This window comes from Aeromonas eucrenophila, assembly GCF_000819865.1.
Taxonomy (GTDB): Bacteria; Pseudomonadota; Gammaproteobacteria; order Enterobacterales; family Aeromonadaceae; genus Aeromonas; species Aeromonas eucrenophila.
In genome coordinates, this window is sequence record NZ_CDDF01000006.1 from 87,223 (window position 1) to 109,196 (window position 21,974).

At 60.5% G+C, this 21,974-nt stretch carries 17 protein-coding genes; 12 read left to right on the top strand and 5 right to left on the bottom strand.

The window, feature by feature from the left end; all coding sequences use genetic code 11:
• The first annotated feature begins 7 nt into the window (after positions 1-7).
• From atpE to glmU, 8 genes are all read left to right on the top strand, one after another.
• Positions 8-247, top strand: a complete 240-nt coding sequence (gene atpE, locus BN1124_RS08900; protein WP_010672265.1) for a F0F1 ATP synthase subunit C — start codon at positions 8-10, stop codon at positions 245-247.
• Positions 248-298: 51 nt separating this feature from the next.
• Positions 299-769 (top strand): F0F1 ATP synthase subunit B, encoded by a 471-nt coding sequence (atpF, locus tag BN1124_RS08905; RefSeq protein WP_033129663.1) that lies wholly within the window; start codon positions 299-301, stop codon positions 767-769.
• Between the two features lie 13 nt (positions 770-782).
• Positions 783-1,316, top strand: coding sequence for a F0F1 ATP synthase subunit delta (atpH, locus tag BN1124_RS08910; RefSeq protein ID WP_033129662.1), 534 nt, complete (start codon positions 783-785; stop codon positions 1,314-1,316).
• Between the two features lie 15 nt (positions 1,317-1,331).
• Entirely contained in the window at positions 1,332-2,873 is a 1,542-nt protein-coding gene (gene atpA, locus BN1124_RS08915; RefSeq protein ID WP_033129661.1) for a F0F1 ATP synthase subunit alpha, read from the top strand.
• A gap of 42 nt (positions 2,874-2,915) precedes the next feature.
• Entirely contained in the window at positions 2,916-3,782 is an 867-nt protein-coding gene (atpG, locus tag BN1124_RS08920; protein WP_033129660.1) for a F0F1 ATP synthase subunit gamma, read from the top strand.
• 33 nt (positions 3,783-3,815) lie between these two features.
• Complete coding sequence (atpD, locus tag BN1124_RS08925; RefSeq protein ID WP_033129659.1) at positions 3,816-5,204, top strand: F0F1 ATP synthase subunit beta; 1,389 nt, start codon at positions 3,816-3,818, stop codon at positions 5,202-5,204.
• Between the two features lie 18 nt (positions 5,205-5,222).
• Complete coding sequence (locus tag BN1124_RS08930) at positions 5,223-5,651, top strand: F0F1 ATP synthase subunit epsilon (RefSeq protein WP_033129658.1); 429 nt, start codon at positions 5,223-5,225, stop codon at positions 5,649-5,651.
• Positions 5,652-5,744: 93 nt separating this feature from the next.
• Complete coding sequence (glmU, locus tag BN1124_RS08935; RefSeq protein WP_042641120.1) at positions 5,745-7,103, top strand: bifunctional UDP-N-acetylglucosamine diphosphorylase/glucosamine-1-phosphate N-acetyltransferase GlmU; 1,359 nt, start codon at positions 5,745-5,747, stop codon at positions 7,101-7,103.
• A gap of 61 nt (positions 7,104-7,164) precedes the next feature.
• On the opposite strand, the gene creD is transcribed toward glmU, so the two are convergent.
• From creD to blrA, 4 genes are all read right to left on the bottom strand, one after another.
• Positions 7,165-8,514 (bottom strand): cell envelope integrity protein CreD, encoded by a 1,350-nt coding sequence (gene creD / locus BN1124_RS08940; RefSeq protein WP_042641121.1) that lies wholly within the window; start codon positions 8,512-8,514, stop codon positions 7,165-7,167.
• A 123-nt stretch (positions 8,515-8,637) separates the two neighbouring features.
• Positions 8,638-9,432: a class D beta-lactamase gene (blaOXA, locus tag BN1124_RS08945; RefSeq protein ID WP_042641123.1), complete on the bottom strand. Its 795-nt coding sequence runs from the start codon at positions 9,430-9,432 to the stop codon at positions 8,638-8,640.
• 100 nt (positions 9,433-9,532) lie between these two features.
• Positions 9,533-10,954, bottom strand: coding sequence for a beta-lactam sensor histidine kinase BlrB (gene blrB / locus BN1124_RS08950; RefSeq protein WP_042641124.1), 1,422 nt, complete (start codon positions 10,952-10,954; stop codon positions 9,533-9,535).
• An 84-nt stretch (positions 10,955-11,038) separates the two neighbouring features.
• Positions 11,039-11,713, bottom strand: a complete 675-nt coding sequence (blrA, locus tag BN1124_RS08955; RefSeq protein WP_042641146.1) for a beta-lactam response regulator transcription factor BlrA — start codon at positions 11,711-11,713, stop codon at positions 11,039-11,041.
• Positions 11,714-11,836: 123 nt separating this feature from the next.
• Between blrA and BN1124_RS08960 the strand changes: the two genes are divergently transcribed.
• From BN1124_RS08960 to BN1124_RS08975, 4 genes are all read left to right on the top strand, one after another.
• Positions 11,837-12,610 (top strand): DeoR/GlpR family DNA-binding transcription regulator, encoded by a 774-nt coding sequence (locus BN1124_RS08960; protein WP_042641126.1) that lies wholly within the window; start codon positions 11,837-11,839, stop codon positions 12,608-12,610.
• A gap of 50 nt (positions 12,611-12,660) precedes the next feature.
• Positions 12,661-14,493 (top strand): glutamine--fructose-6-phosphate transaminase (isomerizing), encoded by a 1,833-nt coding sequence (glmS, locus tag BN1124_RS08965; RefSeq protein WP_042641128.1) that lies wholly within the window; start codon positions 12,661-12,663, stop codon positions 14,491-14,493.
• A 189-nt stretch (positions 14,494-14,682) separates the two neighbouring features.
• Positions 14,683-15,834: a response regulator gene (locus BN1124_RS08970; RefSeq protein WP_033129651.1), complete on the top strand. Its 1,152-nt coding sequence runs from the start codon at positions 14,683-14,685 to the stop codon at positions 15,832-15,834.
• Positions 15,835-15,855: 21 nt separating this feature from the next.
• Positions 15,856-20,244, top strand: coding sequence for a response regulator (locus tag BN1124_RS08975; protein ID WP_197066199.1), 4,389 nt, complete (start codon positions 15,856-15,858; stop codon positions 20,242-20,244).
• Positions 20,245-20,354: 110 nt separating this feature from the next.
• On the opposite strand, the gene BN1124_RS08980 is transcribed toward BN1124_RS08975, so the two are convergent.
• The gene (locus BN1124_RS08980; protein WP_033129649.1) at positions 20,355-21,131 is read right to left on the bottom strand and encodes a LuxR family transcriptional regulator; all 777 of its coding nucleotides are present in this window, start codon (positions 21,129-21,131) and stop codon (positions 20,355-20,357) included.
• Positions 21,132-21,974 lie beyond the last annotated feature (843 nt).

Below are 21,974 nucleotides of genomic sequence, written 5' to 3' on the forward strand. Positions count from 1 at the left end.
GATCCTCATGGAAAACTTGAACATGGACCTGCTGTACATCGCTGCTGCAATGATGATGGGTCTGGCGGCTATCGGCGCCTCCATCGGTATCGGTATCCTGGGTGGTAAGTTCCTGGAAGGTGCTGCTCGTCAACCGGACCTGATCCCTGTGCTGCGTACCCAGTTCTTCATCGTGATGGGTCTGGTAGATGCGATCCCGATGATCGCCGTTGGTCTGGGTCTGTATGTGATGTTTGCGGTTGCCTAAGTCGTTTCGACTCACGCAGAACCCATTAACTAACTTAAGAGGACATCGGCTGTGAATATCAACGCCACCCTCCTCGGCCAAGCAATTGCTTTTTTCATCTTCGTAGTGTTTTGCATGAAGTACGTATGGCCGCCGTTGATCGCTGCCATCGAAGCCCGTCAGAAAGAAATTGCTGATGGTCTCTCTTCTGCCGAACGTGCCAAGAAAGATCTGGATTTGGCCAAGGCCAACGCCACCGATCAGCTGAAAGAAGCCAAGCTTCAGGCTGCTGAAATCGTCGATCAGGCCAACAAACGCAAGGCCCAGATCATTGATGAAGCCGCTGTCGGAGCTCAAGCAGAGCGGGAAAAAATCCTGGCTCAGGGCCGTGCAGAGATCGAAGCTGAACGTCATCGTGCCAAAGAAGAACTGCGCAAGCAGGTTGCTGCTCTTGCCATCGCGGGTGCAGAGAAGATCCTGGCACGCCAAATCGACCAGGCTGCCAACAGCGACATCGTCGACAAACTGGTAGCAGAACTGTAACGGGAACGGGGCTATGTCTGAACTGACTACAATCGCTCGCCCCTACGCCAAGGCTGCTTTCGAGTTTGCCGTTGAGCACAAGGCGGTTGACCAATGGCTGGGGATGCTCGGCTTCGCTGCACAAGTAGCGGAGAACGAGACCATCCACAACCTGGTGAACGGCTCTGTGGCTGCCGAAGAACTCGCAAATCTGTTTGTGGGTGTCTGCGGTGAGCAACTCGACGAGCATGGTCAGAACCTGATCCGGGTGATGGCCGAGAATGGTCGCTTGGGTGTGCTGCCGGCAGTCGTTGCTGAATTTGTATCGCTCAAGGCTGAACTGGACAAAGAAGTTCAGGCTGACGTGATTTCGGCGATCGAACTGACCGACCAGCAGAAAGCCAAACTTCAGGCTTCTCTGGAACAACGTCTCGCGCGCAAAGTGAAGCTGAAGTGCAGCATCGATGCGTCCTTGATGGCCGGGGTGCTCATCAAGGCCGGTGATCTGGTTATCGACGGCACAGTCCGCGGTAAGCTGGATCGCATGGCCGATGCGCTGCAATCTTGATTGGGGTATTAGAGCATGCAACTGAATTCCACTGAAATCGCCGAGCTTATCAAGCAGCGCATCGCGCAGTTTGATGTCAAGAGCGAAGCGCGTAACGAAGGTACCATCGTCTCTGTGAGCGACGGTATCATTCGTATCCACGGCCTGGCCGATGCCATGCAGGGTGAGATGATCGAGCTGCCGGGCAACCGCTTCGCTCTGGCATTGAACCTGGAGCGTGACTCCGTTGGTGCCGTAGTAATGGGTCCCTATGCCAACCTGGCCGAAGGGATGAAAGTAAAAGGTACTGGCCGCATTCTGGAAGTGCCGGTCGGTCGTGGTCTGTTGGGCCGGGTGGTCAACACCCTGGGTCAGCCGATCGACGGTAAGGGTCCGGTAGACAACGACGGCTACTCGCCGATCGAAGTCATTGCCCCGGGCGTTATCGAGCGTAAGTCTGTTGACCAGCCAGTCCAGACCGGTCTGAAAGCCATCGATGCCATGATCCCTATCGGTCGTGGCCAGCGTGAGCTGATCATCGGTGACCGTCAGGTAGGTAAGACCGCCATCGCGATCGATACCATCATCAACCAGAAAGACTCCGGCATTAAGTGTGTCTACGTTGCGATTGGCCAGAAGGCCTCCACCATCGCCAACGTGGTGCGCAAGCTGGAAGAGCACGGCGCCCTGGCCAACACCATCGTCGTCGTTGCTTCTGCGTCCGAAGCCGCTGCCCTGCAGTACCTGGCACCTTATGCCGGTTGCTCCATGGGTGAGTACTTCCGTGACCGCGGTGAAGATGCGCTGATCATCTATGATGACCTGTCCAAACAGGCCGTAGCTTATCGCCAGATCTCCCTGCTGCTGCGCCGTCCGCCAGGACGCGAAGCTTACCCGGGCGACGTCTTCTATCTGCACTCCCGTCTGTTGGAGCGTGCTTCCCGCGTCAACGTCGAGTACGTCGAGAAGTTCACCAAGGGTGCCGTGACTGGCCAGACCGGTTCTTTGACCGCGCTGCCGATCATCGAAACCCAGGCTGGTGACGTTTCTGCGTTCGTTCCGACCAACGTGATCTCCATCACTGATGGCCAGATCTTCCTGACCACTCAGCTGTTCAACTCCGGTATTCGTCCGGCGGTTGACCCGGGTATCTCCGTATCCCGTGTAGGCGGTGCTGCTCAGACCAAGATCGTCAAGAAGCTGTCCGGTGGTATCCGTACCGCGCTGGCCCAGTATCGTGAGCTGGCGGCATTCGCCCAGTTCTCTTCCGATCTGGACGACGCGACTCGCAAGCAGCTGGATCACGGCCAGAAAGTGACCGAGCTGATGAAGCAGAAGCAGTACTCTCCGATGAGCGTGGCTCACCAGGCTCTGGTGCTGTTCGCCGCCGAGAAGGGTTATCTCGCCGATGTCGAAATCGCCAAGATCGTCGACTTCGAGGCCTCTCTGCTCTCTTACGCCAATACCCAGCACGGTCCGCTGATGGCTGAAATCAATGCCTCGGCTGACTACAACGACGCTGTCGTTGGCAAGCTGACTGCGTTGCTGGATGACTTCAAGGCAACCCAGACCTGGTAAGCGTGTGTGGCAGCGCAAGCTGCCACTTGATGGAGAGAAGAGATGGCCGGCGCAAAAGAGATACGTAACAAGATCGGGAGTGTGAAAAACACTCAGAAGATCACCAGCGCTATGGAAATGGTGGCAGCCAGCAAAATGCGCCGTGCGCAGGAACGCATGTCTGCCAGCCGTCCGTACGCTGAAACCATGCGCAAGGTGATCGGCCATATCGCTCAGGGGAACTTGGAATACAAGCACCCCTACCTCATCGAACGTGAGGTCAAGCGAGTGGGTTACATCGTCGTCTCCACCGACCGTGGCCTGTGTGGGGGTCTGAACATCAACTTGTTCAAGGCTGCCCTCAACGATATGAAGAAATGGAGCGAGCAAGGTGCCAAGGTTGACATGGCACTGATCGGTAGCAAAGCCTCCAACTTCTTCGAACGGCACGGCGCCAAGGTGAAAGCCCATGTCTCAGGACTGGGTGACAACCCGAGCGTCAATGACCTGATTGGTTCAGTCAAGGTCATGCTGAAGGCTTACGACAACGGTGAGATTGATAGGCTGTATCTGGTGTACAACAAGTTCGTTAACACCATGGTTCAGCAACCGAAGGTCGATCAACTGCTGCCTTTGCCCGTAACAGAAGACAGCAAGCTGAACAAGAAGAACCACTGGGATTACCTCTATGAGCCGGATCCCAAGCAACTGCTGGATGCCCTGCTGATTCGCTATGTCGAATCCCAGGTGTACCAGGGTGTGGTAGAAAACTTGGCCAGTGAACAGGCAGCCCGAATGGTTGCCATGCAAGCCGCGACTGACAACGCCGGTAACCTGATTAACGATCTGCAACTGGTGTACAACAAGGCCCGTCAGGCCAGTATTACCCAGGAACTGACAGAGATCGTGTCCGGTGCTGCTGCGGTGTAAGGCAAGGGTTATCAAAGGTTTAGAGGATTTGACATGAGTAATGGTTTCATCGTCCAAATCATCGGCGCCGTGGTGGACATCGAGTTCCCGCAGGATGCCGTGCCCCAGGTGTACGATGCACTGAAAGTGATCAGCGAAGGCCAAGGCCAGGGTCTGGTACTGGAAGTTCAGCAACAGATCGGCGGCGGCGTCGTTCGCTGCATCACCATGGGTTCCTCCGACGGTCTGCGTCGTGGGTTGGAAGTAGTTAACAGCGGCAAGGCCATCCAGGTACCGGTTGGTACCTCGACCCTGGGTCGTATCATGAACGTACTGGGCGAGCCTATCGATGAGAAAGGCCCGATCGGCGAAGAAGAGCGTTGGTCTATCCACCGCGAAGCCCCCAGCTACGAAGATCAGTCCAACAGCGCCGAGCTGCTGGAGACCGGCATCAAGGTTATCGACCTGGTATGTCCGTTCGCCAAGGGTGGTAAGGTCGGTCTGTTCGGTGGTGCCGGTGTAGGCAAGACCGTCAACATGATGGAGCTGATCCGTAACATCGCGATCGAACACAGCGGTTACTCCGTGTTCGCCGGTGTGGGTGAGCGTACCCGTGAGGGTAACGACTTCTACCACGAGATGATGGAGTCCAACGTACTGGACAAAGTATCTCTGGTTTACGGTCAGATGAACGAGCCGCCCGGAAACCGTCTGCGCGTCGCGCTGACCGGCCTGACCATGGCCGAGAAGTTCCGTGACGAGGGTCGTGACGTGTTGTTCTTCGTGGATAACATCTACCGTTACACCCTGGCCGGTACTGAAGTATCCGCACTGCTTGGCCGTATGCCGTCCGCAGTAGGTTACCAGCCGACTCTGGCCGAGGAGATGGGTGTTCTGCAAGAACGTATCACCTCCACCAAGACTGGTTCCATCACTTCAGTCCAGGCCGTTTACGTGCCTGCGGATGACTTGACCGACCCGTCTCCGGCGACCACCTTCGCCCACCTGGATGCGACCATCGTTCTGTCCCGTCAGATCGCGGCACTGGGTATCTACCCGGCCGTTGACCCGCTGGACTCCACCTCCCGTCAGCTGGATCCGCTGGTGGTAGGCAAGGAGCACTACGAGACCGCTCGTGGTGTACAGATCGTGCTGCAGCGCTACAAAGAGCTGAAGGACATCATCGCCATCCTGGGTATGGATGAACTGTCAGAAGAAGACAAACTGACCGTATCCCGTGCCCGTAAGATCGAGCGTTTCCTGTCCCAGCCGTTCTTCGTGGCCGAAGTATTTACCGGTTCTTCCGGCAAATACGTGCCGCTGAAAGAGACCATCCGTGGTTTCCAGGGCATCCTGAAAGGCGAGTACGACGATCTGCCAGAGCAGGCGTTTTACATGGTTGGCAGCATCGACGAAGTCGTCGAGAAAGCCAAGAAACTGTAAGCTTCGATAGGAGGGCCTATGGCTGAGATGATCTCCTTTCACCTGGATGTGGTGAGCGCCGAAGGGAAACTGTTTTCCGGTCGAGTGCAATCTGCTCAGGTAACAGGCTCCGAGGGTGAGCTGGGTCTCCGCCACGGTCATGCTCCGTTGCTGACTGCCATCAAGCCGGGCCTGGTCCGCTTGATCAAGCAAAATGGTAGCGAAGAGGTGTTGTACATCTCCGGCGGTATGCTGGAAGTGCAACCCGAGTCCGTGACCGTGCTGGCCGATACCGCCATTCGTGCCGAAGACTTGGATGAGGCGAAAGCCCAGGAAGCCAAGCGTCGTGCCGAAGAGCGTATCCACAGCTCCCATGGTGATATCGACTATGCGCAGGCATCTGCCGAGCTGTCCAAAGCGATGGCCCAGCTGCGGGTTATTGATATCGTCAAAAAGAATTACCGCTAATCACGGTGATCCAAAAAGCGACCTTCGGGTCGCTTTTTTTTTATCCGTTGGATAGACTCCGCCGGGTATTTCATCAAGTTTCAAAGGCTGACTATGTCTCTCAACGTCGTGATCCTGGCTGCGGGTAAAGGTACTCGTATGCGCTCCTCCCTGCCCAAAGTACTGCACCCCGTCGCCAACAAGCCCATGGTCTCCCATGTCATCGAGACCGCGCGCCAGATCGGTGCCGAGCAGTTGCACCTGGTCTATGGCCACGGCGCCGAATTGCTGAAGGAGCGGATAGCCGCGCCGGATCTGAACTGGGTGCTGCAGGCGCAGCAGTTGGGCACAGGCCATGCGGTCGCCCAGGCCATCCCGTTCTGGAACGACGAAGACGACGTGCTGGTGCTGTACGGCGATACCCCGCTGATCCAGCCAGAGACCCTGCAACGGCTGCTGGCCGCCAAGGTGGATGACGGCATGGCGCTGCTGACCGTGGTGCTGGATAACCCGACCGGTTATGGCCGCATCGTGCGGGCGAACGGTCAGGTGGTCGGCATCGTCGAGCAGAAGGATGCCAATGCCGAGCAGCTCGCCATCCGCGAGGTGAACACCGGCGTGCTGGTGGCCAAGGGCGCGCAGCTGCGCAGCTGGTTGTCCCGTCTGGACAACAAGAATGCCCAGGGAGAGTTCTACCTCACCGACGTGATCGCCATGGCCCACGGGGATGGTTGCCCCATCGCCGCCGTCCACCCGGACGGCGCCATGGAAGTGGAAGGGGCCAACAACCGGGTGCAACTGGCCCAGCTCGAGCGCACTTATCAGAAGATGCAGGCCGAGAAGCTGATGATCGCCGGTGCCACCCTGATCGACCCCGCCCGCTTCGATTTGCGCGGCGAGCTCGAGATCGGGGAAGAGGTGGTGATCGACGTCAACGTCATCATCGAGGGCAAGGTGAGGCTCGGCAACCATGTGCGCATCGGTGCGGGTGCCGTGCTGAAGGATTGCGAGATCGGCGACCATACCGAAGTGAAGCCCTACTCCGTCATCGAGGGTGCTTTGGTGGCCGATCAATGCTCGGTCGGTCCCTTCGCCCGCCTGCGCCCCGGCGCCGTGCTGGAGCAGGATGCCCACGTCGGCAACTTCGTCGAGATGAAGAAGTCGCGGCTCGGGGTTGGCTCCAAGTGTGGTCATCTGACCTACCTGGGGGATGCAGAAGTCGGCGCCAGGGTGAACATTGGCGCCGGCACCATTACTTGTAATTATGATGGGGTGAACAAGTTCCAGACCATCATCGAGGACGACGTCTTCGTCGGCTCCGACACCCAGCTGGTGGCGCCGGTGCGGATCGGCAAGGGCGCGACCCTGGGGGCGGGTTCCACCATCACCAAGGATGTGGATGAGGATGAGCTGGTCATCACCCGGGTACCCCAGCGTCACATCAAGCACTGGGCCCGCCCGGTGAAGAAGTGATGCCCGATCAATGAAATGAAACCGGCGCCCAAGGGCGCCGGTTTTGTTTTTGGCTTGCCGGCTATGACTCGCGCGGGGAGGAGGACGTGGCCATCACCCGATACCAGTCCAGCTTGCGGGTCAGCATCATGACCAGCGCCAGTATGGCAAACAGCAGCAGGGCGCCGAGCAGCAGGGCTATCTCTTCTGCCTGCAGTAATCCGAACAATATGCTGTATACCAGCCCGAGCAGAGCCGCGAAGCCAAGGCCCTGACGCGGCCCGCCCAGCACGTGGCTGAGGTAGAAGCCGTTGAGCGACACGCTGGCGAGGCTGGCGACCAGGTAAGCCCAGCCAAAGCCCAGGTGCTCGGTCAGCGCCAGCAGCACCAGATAGAAGATGGCCAGCCCCATGCCCACCAGGGCGTACTGGATTGGGTGCACCCGCAGCCCCTTGAGCAGCTCGAACATGAAGAAACTGAGGAAGGTGAGGCCGATGAACAGCAGGGCATACTTGGCGGCCCGCTCGTTCAGCTGATAGTGATCCACCGGCTGTACCAGGCTGACGCTGAAACTCGGCAGCTTGGCGCCCACCCCTTTCATCAGGCGGGTGAAGCGGGTCTCCATGTCGGTGGCAAACCAGCTGGTCTGCCAGCTGGCTTCGAACCCCTGCTCGCCCAGGGTGCGGTTGCCCGGCAGGAAGTCGCCGATGAAGTTGGGGTGGGGCCAGTTACCGCTCAGATGCAACTTGCTGTCCTGACCGAGGGGGACCACTTCCAGCGCGTTCATCCCCTGCAGGTTCAGCTCGATGTGAAAGCGGCCATCCTCGCCGGGCAAGGCATCGAGTGGCGCGTGGATGCCGGCCATCCCATCTCCCAACAGGGCGCCGGGCGCGAAGGGGATACGCGCCTCCCCCAGCCGCAGCTCGGGCACGCTGTTGATGCCGCGGGCATCGGACAGCACCAGGCTGAGGTAGGGCTTGCCCGGGACAAGGGCGGGATCCGCGCCGTCAAAACGCAAGTCCGGGTTGCCGGCCACCAGCGCCTTGTCGTTTAGATTGCTTGGCAAGCGGCCGGAGAGGGAGAGGCGGGCCTGGTACACCTGCGCCTGATAGATGCCGAGCTTGCGCGGGGTGACCTCCATGCTGGCCCGCACATCCAGCTGATCCGGCAGCAGATAGCGGTAGACCCGCTCCTCGCGCACGAAGCGCTTGCCGTCCTGCTCCACGGTGACGGCTCGGGTATAGGGTTGCACCAGCACAGGCCCCAGCAAGCGCTGCGGACCGCTGCTGCTGGCCATGATGCTGTGGATGGCCTGACTGCGGTAAGCCTGGCGTTCCCGGTTCAGCTCCATGATGGAGTGAACGGGGATCATCAGCAGCAGGCTGAGCAGTAGCAGCAGGACAATCTTGTGGGTGAGTATCTGTTTGACCATGACGCATCTCCTTGTTGATGGGTGCCATGGTGCAGAGTCAGGGTGAAGGGGTGATGGGGCCCTGTGAAGTGAGGGTGAAGGGCAATAAAAAAACCGGCGCCAGGCGCCGGTTGAGGGAAGGGGTTACAGCTTCTTCAGCTGGGCCGGCAAGGCGGCGAACACCTCTTCCTTGGCTCTGAGCGAGGCAAACTGTTTACCCGGCTTCTGGATGACGGTGTGGACGAAGATGAGCTTCTTGTCCTGCTTGCTGGCCCAGCCGACGAACCAGCCGATCTGCTGCTCCCGGTTGAGGCTGCCATCCAGCAGCTTGGGATAGCCCATGCCGGTCTTGCCGTGGATCTGCCAGCCGTCGATGTCGGGCTGTCGCAAGATATTGGCCGTGTGCTGCAGCGTCTGGGCTGAGACCGGCAGCTTGCCGCTCACCAGCTTGCCGAGGAAGCGGGCCTGCTCCTGCGGGCTGATGGCGAGGCTGGAGCTGAGCCAGGCCTGGGTCAGACCGTCGTGCTTGCCCGGGTTGCCGGAGAGATCCCGGTTGCCGTAGTCGAAGCGGTCGACGTATTGCTGGAGGCGAGCCATCCCCAGCCACTCGGTGAGGCGCTGGGAGTACCAAATCACCGAGTAGGTCATCCAGCGGCTCGGGGTGGTGGTCTCCCGCCACTCCGGCAGGAAGTCGGCGTCGCCGGGCTTGAACGGCAGGGCTGGCAGCTGTTCATCCACCAGGAAGCCGCTGTCATAGCCCATCAGCGCCAGCGGGATCTTGAAGGTGGAGGCGGGTGGCAGCTGGGCGGCGCAATCCCCCTCGGTGGAAATCGGTTTGCCGCTGCCATCGGCAAACAGCAGGCAGCCGGAGGCTGCGCTGGCGGGCAATGAGCAGAGCAGGCCGGCGGCGAGCAGGCCGGACAGCAGGATGCGGGGCATGAATATCTCCTTGATTCATCTGAATGCGCGTCTATGCCCCTGGTGGGGCAAGCTCTCGAGGAGGCACAGCCTAGCTGCGCTCTGTGTGCTCGGTGTGAAGTCAGCCGGCCGGCAGCCACAACTCGGCCAGCACCCCGCCTTCCGGCAGGTTGCCCAGGGTCAGTTGGCCGCCGTGCTGGCGGGCCACCTCGGCGGCAAAGCTGAGCCCCAGGCCGCTGCTCTTGCCCTTGTCGGGCCTGGGCAGGGAGTAGAAACGCTCGAAGATCCGTGGCAGCGCATAGTCCGGGATGCCGGGCCCCTGATCCCGCACCCGGAAGCAGTAGCCGTCGGCGCTCATCTTGCCGCTCAACCAGACTTGGCCCCCCAGGGGGGAGAAGTCGAGGGCGTTATCCAGCAGGTTGCCGAGGGCCTGCTCCACCAGCAGGGGATCCCATCGCTGCTTGGGAGCCTCGCCGAGCTCGGCCTCCAGGCTTATCTGGCGGCGCTCTGCGACTATCTGGCGGGCGTCCAGGGTCCGCCTGCCTAGCCTGGCGGGTGCGATGGCCTGTCTGTCCAGCCCCTGACCCGACTCCAGCTTGGCCAGTTGCAGCATGCGCTCGATCAGTCGCTGCATGCGGGCCGTCTCCAGGTTGATGTTGCCGATAAAGCGCTGGGCAACCTCCGGTGGCGGTGCCTCGGCCAGTATCTCCCCTGCCCCGCGAATGGCGGCCAGCGGGCTCTTCAGCTCGTGGGTCAGGCTGTGCACATAGCCTTCGATGTAGGACTTGCCGTCGAGCTGGCGGCGCATGGTCTCCAGGGAGCGGCCGAGCCGGTCCAGCTCCGGGCTGTGGAGTCTGGGCAGGCTGGCGGGCTGATCCTGACTGACCGCATCGGCGTAGTGCACCAGCTTGCCGATGGCGCGGGTGAGCCACCACACCAGCAGGGCGCCGATCAGCAGCGAGAGGCAGAGCAGCACCGCCGCCCCCTGCAGCAGCTGGCGCTCGCTGCGCTCTATCATGGGCAGCAGGGTGCGGTTGGGCTTGGCGACCGTGAGGGAGCCGAGGATCTGCTCCCCCGAGCGCAGCGGGGCGGCCACGTGCATCACCGAGCTGGCGGGATCGTCTGGGTCACTGCGGGTGCTGCGGGCGCCGTACTCACCGCGCAGGGTGCGGTAGACGTCGTTCCAGCGGGAGTAGTCTTTGCCGAGATCCTGACCGCTCGAGTCATAGACCACCTTGCCCTTGGCATCGGCTACGTAGATGCGGTACTCCGCCTGCTGCTTGAGGTGGCCGTCGATCAGGGCGTTGATGGGGCTCTGGTTGAGGCGGGCGAAGGCGCCGGCCAGTCGGCCATCTTCCATCCTGCCTTCCTGCAGATCGTCCAACGCCAGCGGGGCCAGCAGCTGGGCCATGTCGACCAGGGTGTCCTCGGTGGCGCTGCGCACCCCGGGTTTTATCTCCTCGACGAAGATCTCCAGCACGAACCAGGCGGCCAGCGCGAAGATCAGCACCAGCCCGCACAGCAGTTGCAGCCCTATTCTCATGCGTAGTCCCGCCAGTACGGCTGTTGGAGTCCTGTTCTCATACCTAGCCTCGTCCTAGAGCGCATGGCAGTTGCGGTTTTATGCTCATGCCAGTTCCAGGCTGTAGCCCAGCCCGCGGTGGGTCAGGATCAGATTGGCCTCGGCGTCACGCTCCCGCAGCTTGGCGCGCAGGGTCTTGATGTGGGTGTCGACGGTGCGATCCAGGCTCTCTTCGGCCCCGCTCCACACCAGATCCATCAGCTGCTGGCGGGAGTAGACCCTACCCGGCGCCTGCATCAGGGTCTTGAGCAGCAGGTACTCGTAGCGAGTGAGGGCCAGCGCCTGGCCGTGGAAGCAGATACGGGCCCGCTCCTCGTCCAGCACCAGCGGCTGGCTGGTGGCCTGAGCGACCGGCTGGCTACGGCGCAGTATCACCCGCACCCTGGCGCACACCTCCCGCGGCGAGAACGGCTTGGCCACGTAGTCGTCGGCCCCAATCTCCAGCCCGATCAGCCGGTCTATCTCCTCGCTGCGGGCGGTGAGGAACATCAGCGGTGTGTCGCAGCGGGCTCGTACCTGCTTGCACAGTTCGAAACCGCTGATGTCAGGCAGCCCCACATCCAGGATCAGAAAATCGGGTCGCGTCTGTTCCAGTCGCACCAGCAACGGCTGACCGAGAGGGAACCACTCCACCTCGAAACCGTCGGTTTGCAGCGCATAGATCAGGGTGTCGGCGATGCTGGCCTCATCTTCCACCAGCCAGATGACTCGTTTTTGCATGGCGTCCTCGTTGCAAATCAGCCTGTCCATTCTGGCATCGAACCAAATCGGATCCTATTTGCGGTTTTATTTTTCCAAAAAAGACGCTAACATTTCGACATTATTTCGAATCGAAACTTTAAGATGACCAAGCGAAACACTCAGCAGCGTCGCCACACCATAGTGACCCTGGTACAGGAACAGGGGGAAGTGAGCGTCGATACCCTCGCCAAATACTTCTCCACCTCGGAAGTAACCATCCGCAAGGATCTGGCCGTGCTGGAGACCGGTGGTCTGCTGCTGCGTCGTTACGGTGGTGCTGTGCCCCTGCCGAGCGAGATGGTGGCGGACAGCAACCTCGAACAAGTTTCGAACCGAAAGCTGGCCATCGCCCGTGCCGCCGCCGAGCGCATCCGCGATCATAACCGCGTCATCATCGACAGCGGCAGCACCACCAGCGCCATGATCCCCATGCTGGGCAGCAAGCGTGGCCTCATCGTGATGACCAACTCCCTCAACGTGGCCGGCGCCCTGCGCGAGCTGGAGAACGAGCCCACCCTGCTGATGACCGGCGGCACCTGGGATCCCCACTCCGAATCCTTCCAGGGCCAGGTGGCGGAGCAGGTGCTGCGCTCCTACGACTTCGACCAGCTGTTCATCGGTGCCGACGGCATAGACCCGGAGCGAGGCACCACCACCTTCAACGAGCTGGTGGGCCTGTCCAGGGTGATGGCCGAGGTGTCCCGCGAGGTCATCGTCATGGTCGAGTCGGAGAAGATAGGCCGCAAGATCCCCAATCTGGAGCTGCCCTGGGCACAGATCCATACCCTGGTCACCGACGCCGGCCTGGCCGACGAGACCCGGCAACTACTCGAATCCAAAGGGGTGACGCTGATCTGCGCCCCCCTCGCAGGCTGAATCTCGCCTGCTCATCCCATTGTTAACAGTTCAAGTTCAAGGAGAAGTCTATGTGTGGCATCGTCGGGGCCGTGGCCCAACGTGATGTGGCTGAAATTCTGGTGGAAGGCCTGCGCCGTCTCGAGTACCGCGGTTATGACTCCGCCGGGGTGGCCGTGTTCAGCGCCAACCAGCCGCTGCAGCGGGTGCGTCGTCTGGGCAAGGTGGCCGAACTGGCCAAGGCGCTGGAAGAGCAGTCCGTCCACGGCGGCACCGGCATCGCCCACACCCGCTGGGCCACTCACGGCGAGCCGTCCGAGCGCAATGCCCACCCCCACATCTCCGAACATATCGTGGTGGTGCACAACGGCATCATCGAGAACCACGAAGAGCTGCGCAGCAGGTTGCAGGGCATGGGCTACGAGTTCAGCTCCGACACCGACACCGAGGTGATCGCCCACCTGGTACACCACGAGCTGAAATCCGCCCCCAGCCTGCTGGCCGCCATGCAGGTGGCGGTGAAGCAGCTGCGCGGTGCCTACGGCACTGTGGTGATGGACAGCCGCGACGACAGCCGCGTGGTGGTGGCCCGCTCCGGCTCTCCGCTGGTGATTGGCCGCGGCATCGGCGAGAACTTCATCGCCTCCGATCAGATGGCCCTGCTGCCAGTGACCCGTCGCTTCATCTTCCTGGAAGAGGGGGACGTGGCCGAGGTGACCCGCCGCGACGTCCATGTGTTCGACACCAACGGCGACGCCGTGGTGCGCGAGGAGCTGGAGTCCGAGCTGTCCCACGATGCCGGTGACAAGGGCGAATATCGCCACTACATGCTCAAAGAGATCTACGAGCAGCCCAAGGCCATCACCAACACCCTGGAAGGGCGTCTTGGCAACGATCACGTGATCGTCGAGTCGTTCGGCAACGGCGCCCGCGCCATCTTCGACAAGGTCGAGCACGTCCAGATCGTCGCCTGTGGCACCTCCTACAACTCCGGCATGGTGGCGCGCTACTGGTTCGAGGAGATCGCCGGTGTCTCCTGCGACGTGGAGATCGCCTCCGAGTTCCGCTATCGCAAGTCCGTGGTACGCCCCAACAGCCTGCTGGTGACCCTGTCCCAGAGCGGCGAGACCGCCGATACCCTGGCCGCCCTGCGTCTGGCCAAGGAGTCCGGCTACATGAGCTCGCTTGCCATCTGCAACGTGCCGGGCTCTTCCCTGGTACGTGAATCGGATCTCGCCTTCATGACCCGGGCCGGTGCCGAGATCGGCGTCGCCTCCACCAAGGCCTTCACCACCCAGCTGGCCGGCCTGCTGATGCTGGTGGCCTCCGTCGGTCACTGCCGTGGCAACCTGAGTGCCGCCGCCGAGGCCGAGCTGGTCAAGGCGCTGCAAGCGCTGCCGCTGCGCATCAAGGAGAGCCTGGCGCTGGCCAAGCAGATCGAGACCCTGGCCGAAGAGTTCGCCGACAAGCACCACAGCCTGTTCCTCGGCCGCGGCAGCCAGTACCCCATCGCCATGGAGGGGGCGCTCAAGCTGAAAGAGATCTCCTACATCCATGCCGAGGCCTATGCCGCCGGTGAGCTCAAGCACGGCCCGCTGGCGCTGATCGATGCCGAGATGCCCATCATAGTGGTGGCGCCGAACAACGATCTGCTGGAGAAGCTGAAGTCCAACGTGGAAGAGGTGCGTGCCCGCGGCGGCATCCTCTACGTGTTCGCCGATGCGGATGCCGGCTTCAAGAGCGACGAGACCATGCGGGTGATGAGCCTCAACCACGTGGAAGAGATGATAGCCCCCATCGTCTACACGGTGCCGTTGCAGTTGCTCTCCTACCACGTCGCCCTGATCAAGGGCACCGACGTGGATCAACCGCGCAACCTGGCTAAATCCGTCACCGTGGAATAGACCCCAGGTTCACTGCGCCGTCCGCCCCGGGAGATCCCGCCTGAAAACCGGCGCACCATGCCAGTGGTGCGCCGGTTTTTTATTGCTCAACTTATTGAAAGCAGGCAGTTTATATCAAAGCTAAGCTTCCTCTAGATCGAGTGGCTTATGGCAATGGTCACTCATTATTGAACTGGAGCAGGAAGCACCATGAATCATCCTCAAGACTTCCATCAGTCAGCAACCGTGCTGGTGGTGGACGATACCCCGGACAACCTGATGCTGATGGCCGCCTTGCTCAAGGACAAGTACAGGGTCAAGGTTGCCAACAGTGGTGAGAAGGCGCTACGCATCCTGCAGGGGGATCCTCTGCCTGAGCTGATACTGCTCGACATCATGATGCCGGGACTCTCCGGCCATCAGGTGGCCGAGCGGCTCCTGCAAGAGCCGCGAACCCGCGATATTCCCATCATTTTCCTCACCGCCATGACCGCCGTGGAGAGCGAGATCCAGGGACTGGCGCTCGGTGCCGTGGATTACATCACCAAGCCCATCAGCCCGCCCCGGGTGCTGGCCCGGGTTGATACCCAACTGAAGATCAAGGCTGCCGCCGATTTCCTGCGGGATCAGAACGACTTTCTCGAGCAGGAGGTCCAGCGCCGCACCCGCGAGGTGATGGCCATCCAGGACGTGACCATCCAGGCCATGGCCTCCCTGGCGGAGACTCGTGACAACGAGACCGGCAATCATATTCGCCGCACCCAGCACTACGTCAAACTGCTGGCCGAGCTGCTGCGGGATCACCCCCGTTTTCGTCACTTCCTCGACGACGACACCATCGGGCTGCTGTTCAAGTCGGCCCCCCTGCACGACATCGGCAAGGTCGGCATCCCGGATCACATCCTGCTGAAACCCGGCCGTTTAACGGTGGAAGAGTTCGAGATCATGATGACCCACACCACCCTGGGGCGTGATGCCATCCAGCGGGCCGAGGATCAGCTCGGCATCTCGGTGGACTTTCTGCGTCTGGCCAAGGAGATAGCCTACAGCCATCAGGAGAAGTGGGACGGCAGCGGCTACCCGCAGGGTCTGGCCGGAGATGCCATTCCCATCAGCGCCCGGCTGATGGCGGTGGCCGACGTCTATGATGCGCTGATCAGTCGCCGGGTGTACAAGCCAGGCATGTCTCACCAGGAAGCGGTGGAGATCATCCGCCAGGGGGGGGGCCGGCACTTCGATCCGGACGTCTGCGATGCCTTTCTGTCTGCCCACGAGCAATTCCGGGCTATCGCCGAGCGTTTTAGCGACAGCGAGCAGGATATGACCAATCTGCTGGCGGCCAAGCATAGCCCAACCCCCTGAGCCAGGAACAAGGAGCCCATGATGAGAGTGCTTGCCCTGCTTGAGCGGCTCGCGCTGCGACACAAGCTGATACTGGGGTTTGCCGTGTTGCTGGTGCTTGCGCTGGCACTTGGGGTGCAGAGCCTGCGTGTCCAGACCAAACTGACCCGGGATCTGGATCATCTCTACAGCAAGGATTTGGTAGGTGCCCTCCACCTACAGGAGGCGCGGGTACAGTTGCCGCATATCGTACAGGCGCTCCACAAGGCCGTCGGTACCGATGATGAAGACATCAGGCGCGAGGCCATCAAGCAGCTGCATGACGCCCAGTTGCGCCTGCGCGAGGAGCTGGCTCTGACCCAGCCGACACTCTGGCGTACCGAAAACCTGATCAATGCCTCCGAACTCAAACTACAGCTCGAACGTCACCAACAGCTCGGCGACAGAGCCTTGCAACTGGCCGCGCAGGGCCATCAGGATCAGGCGCAGGCGCTGCTCAACGGCGATGAGTTCGAGCTGCTGGATTTTCGCGCCGACAGCATGCTGACGCAGATTGCAAAGATCAAACAGGAGGCTCTGCGGGATCTGGTCATGCAAATCAGCGATTATGCCAAGCGCAGCAGCGTGCTCACCTCCATCCTGCTGCTGGGAGGCCTGGCGCTGGCGCTGATGCTGGCCTGGTTGGTCAGCAAATCGATCAACAATCCGCTCGATCGAGTGCGCCATGCGGTGGACCTGCTGGCGGCCGGGCAGCTGGATCAACCCATACCCCATGTCGATATGTCCAACGAGACTGGCGACTTGGCGCGGGCCATCGCCACGCTGCAGCTCGAGGCACGCCAGCTCGAGCTGCAGCGCAAGGTCAAGTCCCATGTCTCTTTGCTGCAGGTCGAACTGCAGCAGGCAGAGACTCCGCAGGAGTTGGCGCAAGTCTTCTTCGCTCACATGGCCCCATCCCTCGGCATCTGCCAGGGGGGGCTCTACAGCCTGCATCAAGGCTCAAGCAGCCTGCAACTGTTGGGGGGTTATGCCAATGATCCCGCGCATCCGCTGGCAGTGACGGTTGCTCTCGGTGAGGGGCTGCTCGGTCAGTGCGCGATCGATCGTCGGCCGCGTCAGCTGGAGGGGTTGGCCGAGTCATTCTGGCATGTGCGTTCCCAGCTGGGGGAGGCGCCTGCCAGCCACCTGCTGGTGCAACCCGTGATGCGTGGCGATCGACTGCTCGGTGTAATGGAGTTGGCCGGTTTCCATCCCCTTGGGGAGACTGAGGCTCTCTTATTGCAGGAGGTGTTGCCCAGGCTGGCTGGTGCCATGGCCATCATGGAACGCAGCGAGGCCGCCCTGACTCTGTTACAGGAGACCCGGCGCCAGGCCGACGAGATGGGGGCACAAACCCTGCAACTGGAGCGTCAGGCGGTAGAACTGGAGGTGCAGCAATCTGCGTTGCGGGCCACCGAGGCCTGGTATCGCGGCATTATAGAGGCGGCGCCAGACGGCATGCTGGTGATCGGTGCCGATGGCCGCATCCTGCTCACCAATCCGCAGCTGGACAAGCTGTTCGGCTATGCCAGCGGCGAGCTGATCGGTCAATCCATCGAGTGTCTGGTACCGGAGAGCGGCCGTGGCGCCCATGTGGCGCGGCGTGATGACTTCATCACTCACGGCAGCACTCGCCAGATGGGGGAGAGCATCGAAGATCTGCAAGGGGTGCGCAAGGATGGCGGCCTGTTCTCCGTGGAGATCGGCTTGTCCCACCTGCCCACTCTGGCCGGGCGTGGCACCTGTGTCTGTGCCTCGGTGCGGGATGTCAGTGAGCGCCGGGCGTTGGGGGCCAGGTTGCGCACGGCCAGTGAGCGCCTGACGCTGGCGCAGGAGGCTGGCGGCATAGGTCTGTTCGACATGGATCTCGTGACCGGCCATGGCTACTGGACACCCCAGCTGGAAAATATGTTCGGGCTGGAGCCGGGTGGCTTCGGCGGCACGCTGGATCACTGGAAGGCGCTGCTGCACCCCGATGATGCGACGCCTGCCGGCGACGCCTTCGAAATGGCGATCGCAAACGGCGATGACCGACTCGAGATCGATTTTCGTATCCTGCGTCAACGGGATGGTGCGGTGCGCACCTTCAAGTCCCTGTGTCGCTTCACGCGCACCCCGGAGGGAACGCCGCTGCGGGCAACCGGGGTCAATATCGACGTCACGGCGCTGACCGAGGCACGCGCGGTCGCGGAGGAGGCGACCCAGGCCAAGAGCGCCTTCCTCGCCAATATGAGCCACGAGATCCGTACCCCGATGAACGCCATCATCGGCATGAGCCATCTGGCGTTGGGTACAGAGCTGGATCGTCGCCAGCGCAACTACATCGAAAAGGTGCATCGCTCGGCGGAGAACCTGCTCGGCATCATCAACGACATTCTCGATTTCTCGAAGATCGAGGCCGGCAAGATGGATCTGGAGCAGATCCCCTTCCATTTGGAGGATGTGCTGGACAATTTTGCCAACATGATTGGCCTGCGTGCCGAAGACAAGGGCCTTGAGCTGCTGTTTGATACTGCCCTCGAGCTGCCTACCGCACTGGTGGGGGATCCGCTGCGGCTGGGGCAGGTACTGATCAACCTGGGCAATAATGCCGTGAAGTTCACCGAGCGCGGCGAGATAGTAGTAGGTGCCGAGTTGCTCGGCGATGATGGCGCTGGATTGGAGCTGCACTTCTGGGTGCGTGATACCGGTATTGGCATGAGCATCGAACAATGCGAAGGGATATTCCGCTCCTTCAGCCAGGGTGACAGCTCCATCACCCGCAAATACGGTGGCACCGGATTGGGTCTCTCCATCTCCAAACGCCTGATCGAGTTGATGGGGGGGCGCATCTGGGTAGAAAGCGTGCCTGGGCAGGGCTCCACCTTCCATTTTACGGCCATCCTTGGACGCCAGGACGAGCTGTTGCCACGGCGCATGTTCACCCAGGACGAGCTGCGCGGTGTGCGGGCGCTGGTGGTCGACGACAATGCCAGCGCCCGCGAGATCCTATCTGGCATGGCCAGCAGCTTTGGGGTCGAGGTGGACGTGGCCGATAGTGGTCGCATGGCCCTGGCAATGCTGGTGGAAGCCGAGCACAAGCACTTGCCCTATGACCTGGTGTTGATGGACTGGCGCATGCCGGGCATGGACGGAGTTGAGACGGTGCGGCAGATACATGGGGCCAACCTGGTCCGCACACCGTCGGTGATCATGGTCACAGCCTTCGGCCGTGAGGAGGTGCGTGAGCAGGCAGAGTTGCACGGTGTCGTGTTGCCCATGGTGCTGACCAAGCCGGTGACACCATCCACCTTGCTGGAGGCGTTGGGGGGGGCGCTCGGTAGGACGCCTCAGCTCGATACCCGCCTGGCTGAACGCAGCGAGCAGAGCGCCAGCACCACGGCCAGCCTGCGTGGTGCCCGCCTGCTGCTGGTGGAGGACAACGAGTTGAACCGTGAGCTGGTCAACGAGCTGTTGCAGGGCGTGGGCATAGAGTTGCATCAGGCGTTTGATGGTCAGCAGGCGCTCGATCTGCTGGAACGTGATGCCGACTTCGACGGCGTCTTGATGGATTGTCAGATGCCGGTGATGGACGGTTACACCGCGACCCAGCTGATCCGCCAGCAGCCGCGTTTCGCGACGCTGCCGGTGATCGCCATGACGGCCAACGCCATCAGCGGAGATCGTGAGCGCGTGCTGGCGTGTGGCATGAACGATCACATCGCCAAGCCACTCAATGTGGATATCATGTTTGCCACTCTGGCCAGGTGGATCAGGCCGCGAGCCCGTTTGCCGGCGGCTAAGGTGGCAGAGGTTACACTGCATGCCGGCATCATCTTGCCCGTCGAACTTGATGGCATCGATCAGGCCGCCGGATTGGCCACCTGTCAGGGGCATGCCGATCTCTATCAGCGACTGCTGCACAAATTCCTTGCCGCCTATCGAGGCTTTGCCGAACAGTTCGAAGTCGCACTTGCCGACCCCGATCCTGCGGCGGCGGCTCGGCTCGCACACAGCCTGAAGGGAACGGCTGGCAATATCGGCGCCTTCGGGATAACACAAGCGGCAGCTGAACTGGAACGGCTCTGCCAGACAGGAGCGGCGGATGACCTGGTCCAGGCCAGTCTGGCCGAGGTTGAGTTAAGACTGGGGCCGGTGCTCGATGCTCTGGCCTGTCTGGGAGAGGAGCAGCCTGCGCCGAAACCGCGGACACAGGAGTCCGATCCCTACCTTCAGCCACGATTGGCCCGACTTGGCCGTTTGCTGGCCGAGAGTGACAGCGAGGCGGTCGAGGCGCTGCTTGAGCTGCGAGCCCTTGCCTTGGCACCCGCACTGGCCGAGCGTCTGGCTCGGGTAGCTCAACAGGTGGATCGCTATGATTTCGACGCCGCCCTGGCCCTGCTGGAGGGCTGAACAGGACACGCAGGATAAATTGGAATGATTGCTATCCTAGGGTGATATGACCTAGCCACAGAATGGAAAAGAGCCGCATCGCGGCTCTTTTTGCTTTTCCATCGGCCTGTCTAGGACAGACGCAGATTGGTGATGGTCACATCATCCAGGGAGGGCACTATGATGCCGCTGGAGATGCTCTTGGCGATCGCCTGGTTGCGGTTCTTGGAGTCCGTCTTGTTGGTGACCTGGTTGAGGTGGAAGTTCACCGTGCGTTCGCTGATGCCGAGTATGGTGGCGATCTCCCAGGAGGTTTTGCCCTCGCTGGCCCAGAACAGGCACTCTTTCTCCCGATCCGACAGCTCGGCCAGGTGCTTCATCAGGTCCGGTCTGCTCTTTATCAGCTGCAGCGCCGAGTTGAAGATGTAGCTGGCGCAAAATGACAGCAAGGGAACGTTTTCAAACATCAGGTCAGAACTGGATTTTTCCTTGCTGATAAAGGAAAGGATGCCGTGCTCTCCTTGCGGGGTATGCAGCGGGAAGGAGACGCCATTTCTCACCCCGAAGTCGGCCGCCAGGTTCATCACCTCCCGACTGGCGCTGGGCAACCAGGGGGAATCGCAGTCGAGTTTGTTCCAGAAGATGGGCTGGGTCTGCTTAAGGCCCAGAAAAACCACTGGATCCTGAGTCAGGTAGTGCCGCTCCGAATAGGCTTCAAACCAGCTGGTTGGGCAATTGTTAAATAATGCTACGTGAGATTTTTGCATGCTGATGGGAAAAATAATCAGCAAACGGAAGTAATCAAACCCCATCTGATGACTGAAGCGCTCCAGTTGTTGCTGGATATCGCTGGTCTTCTTGGCCTTGGTGAACCGATCAATGTGTTCCCAGATCGCATCGTTAAACATGTCACTCTCCTTTTCCGACCTCTATCGATCCTGATCGAAAAGACATTTTTTAGTTATTTAATATGGTGTTGTGACAACCAACGCCCGTAACTCCCGTGTTTGTCTAAAAATTATCCTGTTTTTTCGGCAGAAGGCCAAGAAAATCATCTGATTGTCTCTGGCAGGATATGCTGATGCGGTCAGAGTCATTGTCATTATCTATCTCGTCTGTGCGCCGTGGAATGGCCTTGGAGGCAGGTCTTTTGGCCATTGGCCTTTCATCTCTTTATTAAAGCAGGCGTTCTGGTCGTACCCGCACTGGATGACGGCAAATCCTTCCAACGACGTTATATAGAGAAAGTAGCCGAGGTGGCCGTCTAGCCATGACAGAGTTGCAGCAAAGCAAAACGGACTAGGCCATAAATCAGTTGGCAGCCAGAGAGTGAACAGGGCAAAAGAGCCAAGACTGCAAACACACCTTATATAAGGAGCAGCACACACAGGTGCTGGAATTGGCCTTTGAACTCCAAAGGGTCGATAACTGGCAGCAACACGCAAGCGGTTGGGTAAACTGCATCCAGGCCAAGAGCGATAATTTGGGTAAAAAAGTAGCGTGAGACAGAAGGGATGCAGGTGTTTTGTACACTTCAGCCTGCTTTTTCAGCAAACGGGATCTTTTTCACAAAAAGCCCTTGTCATCGTGCGCTGGCTCCCTATAATGCGCCCCTACCAGCACGGCGGAACACGCCGGACTGATGAGCTAGCTTCCTGGTGAAGTGGGCGCCGAAAGAAAAGCGAAAACAAGCGCTTGACTTTCGAAGTGAGGAGCGTAATATGCGCCTCCTCAACGCGATAAGCGTGACG

What these genes read in the sequence shown, in the direction of transcription:
- atpE (WP_010672265.1), top strand. Translation starts at nt 8, where the DNA reads ATGGAAAACTTGAACATGGACCTGCTGTACATCGCTGCTGCAATGATG.
- atpH (WP_033129662.1), top strand. Translation starts at nt 783, where the DNA reads ATGTCTGAACTGACTACAATCGCTCGCCCCTACGCCAAGGCTGCTTTC.
- atpA (WP_033129661.1), top strand. Translation starts at nt 1,332, where the DNA reads ATGCAACTGAATTCCACTGAAATCGCCGAGCTTATCAAGCAGCGCATC.
- atpG (WP_033129660.1), top strand. Translation starts at nt 2,916, where the DNA reads ATGGCCGGCGCAAAAGAGATACGTAACAAGATCGGGAGTGTGAAAAAC.
- atpD (WP_033129659.1), top strand. Translation starts at nt 3,816, where the DNA reads ATGAGTAATGGTTTCATCGTCCAAATCATCGGCGCCGTGGTGGACATC.
- BN1124_RS08930 (WP_033129658.1), top strand. Translation starts at nt 5,223, where the DNA reads ATGGCTGAGATGATCTCCTTTCACCTGGATGTGGTGAGCGCCGAAGGG.
- glmU (WP_042641120.1), top strand. Translation starts at nt 5,745, where the DNA reads ATGTCTCTCAACGTCGTGATCCTGGCTGCGGGTAAAGGTACTCGTATG.
- creD (WP_042641121.1), bottom strand. Translation starts at nt 8,514, where the DNA reads ATGGTCAAACAGATACTCACCCACAAGATTGTCCTGCTGCTACTGCTC.
- blaOXA (WP_042641123.1), bottom strand. Translation starts at nt 9,432, where the DNA reads ATGCCCCGCATCCTGCTGTCCGGCCTGCTCGCCGCCGGCCTGCTCTGC.
- blrB (WP_042641124.1), bottom strand. Translation starts at nt 10,954, where the DNA reads ATGAGAATAGGGCTGCAACTGCTGTGCGGGCTGGTGCTGATCTTCGCG.
- blrA (WP_042641146.1), bottom strand. Translation starts at nt 11,713, where the DNA reads ATGCAAAAACGAGTCATCTGGCTGGTGGAAGATGAGGCCAGCATCGCC.
- BN1124_RS08960 (WP_042641126.1), top strand. Translation starts at nt 11,837, where the DNA reads ATGACCAAGCGAAACACTCAGCAGCGTCGCCACACCATAGTGACCCTG.
- glmS (WP_042641128.1), top strand. Translation starts at nt 12,661, where the DNA reads ATGTGTGGCATCGTCGGGGCCGTGGCCCAACGTGATGTGGCTGAAATT.
- BN1124_RS08970 (WP_033129651.1), top strand. Translation starts at nt 14,683, where the DNA reads ATGAATCATCCTCAAGACTTCCATCAGTCAGCAACCGTGCTGGTGGTG.
- BN1124_RS08975 (WP_197066199.1), top strand. Translation starts at nt 15,856, where the DNA reads ATGAGAGTGCTTGCCCTGCTTGAGCGGCTCGCGCTGCGACACAAGCTG.
- BN1124_RS08980 (WP_033129649.1), bottom strand. Translation starts at nt 21,131, where the DNA reads ATGTTTAACGATGCGATCTGGGAACACATTGATCGGTTCACCAAGGCC.